The 2,655-nt window shown below is 66.8% G+C and carries 2 protein-coding genes and 2 pseudogenes; 3 read left to right on the top strand and 1 reads right to left on the bottom strand.

From position 1 onward, the window contains the following. Positions 1-65: pseudogene (locus ABQE93_RS27010) on the top strand (hypothetical protein); the annotation flags it as partial. Here the strand turns inward: ABQE93_RS27010 and ABQE93_RS27005 are convergent. Next, positions 60-405 (bottom strand): annotated as a pseudogene (locus ABQE93_RS27005) (hypothetical protein); the annotation flags it as partial. The pseudogenes ABQE93_RS27010 and ABQE93_RS27005 sit on opposite strands and share 6 nt — an antisense overlap. On the opposite strand from ABQE93_RS27005, the gene ABQE93_RS27000 reads away from it, so the two are divergent. Both ABQE93_RS27000 and ABQE93_RS26995 read left to right on the top strand, forming a co-directional pair. Beyond that, on the top strand, positions 287-679 hold the full coding sequence (locus tag ABQE93_RS27000) for a hypothetical protein (RefSeq protein WP_223695514.1): 393 nt from the start codon (positions 287-289) through the stop codon (positions 677-679). The pseudogene ABQE93_RS27005 and the gene ABQE93_RS27000 sit on opposite strands and share 119 nt — an antisense overlap. After that, positions 669-2,655, top strand: a 1,987-nt coding sequence (locus ABQE93_RS26995) for a DUF5632 domain-containing protein (protein ID WP_448438086.1), incomplete at its 3' end; no start/stop codon positions are given. The genes ABQE93_RS27000 and ABQE93_RS26995, both read left to right, overlap by 11 nt.

Genomic DNA, 2,655 nt, shown 5'->3' with positions numbered 1-2,655 from the left:
ACAAAACCACCGAGATCCACCAAGCCGTACTGACCACCTACCCCAACCACGACATCGCCACGGTAGCCCAAGGCTAGATCGCCAGCGAAGGCTGCTGACATGCAGTGGAGTGCACAGACACGGCAGCTGCAATAGCCTTACTCGGGTGACCAACACCCCCCCACCCACCACAGGACAATGGACACCAACCCACCCCCCAGCGCCGCCGCGTTCACGCAATTGGCCGTTGGCGGCCGTGGCCAGCGTCGCGATTGCCGCGGTTGTGCTGGGTGCCGCAGCTTTAATCGTGGCACTGACGCGCCCGACGAACAGCGGTCCAGCCACCGCCGCTGGAACGACCGCCGAGCCGACATACACCGCAGCAGAAACCGCCGCCGCGCACCAAAAGTTATGCGAGGTGTACAAACTGGCAGCGCGGGCGGTCCAAATCGCGACAAACGGCGACAACCCGGCGTTCGCAAACATTGCCACAGTCAATGGTGCGGTGATGCTTCAGCAGACACTGAATACGACCCCGGCGCTCGTGCCCGGCGAGCGCACCGATGCACTTGCACTAGCAGAAGCATATGGCCAAGCTACAGCCTTTGCGATGGAGCAAGACCATCCAGCGTGGCAGTCAGCAGCCAATGATGTCAATGCCAAGGATGCGCGCATGAAGGCCATCTGCGGTGGCGGGTGATCTGCCACCCGGTCGGTGGTCGGCGCTCTTGGTGGGTGCGTGGTGGCCGGCGCGGCCCGATGCGCCGATGGCCGGGGTGACGTATTGGCGTAAGGCGGCCCAGCTCAAGCGCAACGAGGCCAACGACCTGCGCAACGAGCGATCCCTGTTAGCGGTAAACCAAGGGCGCACCGCCGACGATTTGTTGGAGCGATATTGGCGCGGCGAACAGCGACTAGCCACCATCGCGCATCAGTGCGAGATCAAAAGCGACCAAAGCGAGCAAGTCGCCGATACGGTGAACTATTTGCGGGATCGGCTGACCGAGATCGCACAATCCGGCAATCAGCAAATCAACCAAATCCTGGCCGGCAAAGGGCCGATAGAGGCCAAAGTTGCCGCGGTGAACGCCGTCATCGAGCAGTCGAATGCCATGGCCGACCATGTGGGAGCAACCGCGATGTCCAACATTATCGACGCGACGCAACGAGTGTTCGACGAGACCATCGGTGGTGACGCCCACACCTGGTTGCGTGACCACGGTGTAAGCCTCGACACTCCCCCGCCATCGCGCCCCCTCACCGCCGACGACTTGACTTCGCCGACGGCGGGATCCCCACCAGAAGCCGCAGCATTCGGTAGTGGTCAGCCGGCGCCAGGTGCAACCACGCCAGATAGCGGCGCACTGACCGCCCCGGCAGCGACAGCGCTTGGCAGTGGTCAGTCGGCACCAGGTTTATCGCTACCACGTAGCAACGCGCCGATGTTGTCACTGGCAACGCCAGCGTTCGGTAGTAGCCAGCCGATGCCGGGCCCACCCCCACCATGTACCGTCTCACCACCCCTACCCCCCAGCGCCCCCGCCGTTGGTGTTGGTGGCCCGTCAGTACCGGCCGCTGGCATGCCACCAGCAGCGGCGGCGGCAACAGCGCCGTTATCCCCACAGTCGTTGGGCCAGTCGTTCACCACCGGGATGACGACGGGCACGCCGGCCGCGGCCGGTGCACAGGCGCTGTCGGCAGGGGCGCTGCACGCGGCAACCGAACCCCTGCCGCCACCGGCGCCACCCCCGACGACACCCACGGTCACCACACCGACAGTCGCGACCGCCACCACGGCCGGGATTCCCCACATCCCCGACAGCGCGCCGACCCCCAGCCCGGCACCGATCGCGCCACCAACCACCGACAACGCCAGCGCCATGACACCCATCGCGCCCATGGTCGCTAATGGCCCGCCAGCATCCCCGGCCCCCCCGGCCGCCGCCCCCGCGGGGCCACTGCCCGCCTACGGCGCCGACCTGCGCCCACCGGTAACCACACCCCCTGCCACGCCACCCACCCCAACCGGACCCATCTCCGGTGCCGCGGTCACACCCTCCTCACCCGCAGCAGGCGGCTCACTAATGTCACCCGTCGTCAACAAATCCACCGCACCAGCCACCACCCAGGCCCAACCCAGCAACCCAACACCACCGCTAGCCAGCGCCACCGCGGCCGCCACCACCGGCGCCGCAGCCGGAGACACCTCCCGCCGAGCCGCCGAACAACAACGCCTACGCCGCATCCTCGACACCGTCGCCCGCCAAGAACCCGGATTATCGTGGGCTGCCGGGCTACGCGACAACGGCCAAACCACCCTGCTGGTCACCGACCTCGCCAGCGGCTGGATCCCCCCACACATTCGCCTACCCGCCCACATCACCCTGCTCGAACCGGCCCCCCGACGCCGCCACGCCACCGTCACCGACCTACTGGGCACCACCACCGTAGCCGCGGCACACCACCCCCACGGCTACCTCAGCCAACCCGACCCCGACACACCCGCACTCACCGGCGACCGCACAGCACGCATCGCACCCACAATCGACGAACTCGGACCCACCCTGGTCGAAACGGTACGCCGCCACGACACACTGCCCCGCATCGCCCAAGCCGTAGTAGTGGCCGCCACCCGCAACTACGGCGTCCCCGACAACGAAACCGACCTCCTACACC

This window comes from Mycolicibacterium sp. XJ662 (genome assembly GCF_053484035.1).
The sequence above is the reverse complement of the archived record's forward strand: the minus strand, read 5'-3'. Positions and strand labels throughout refer to the sequence as shown.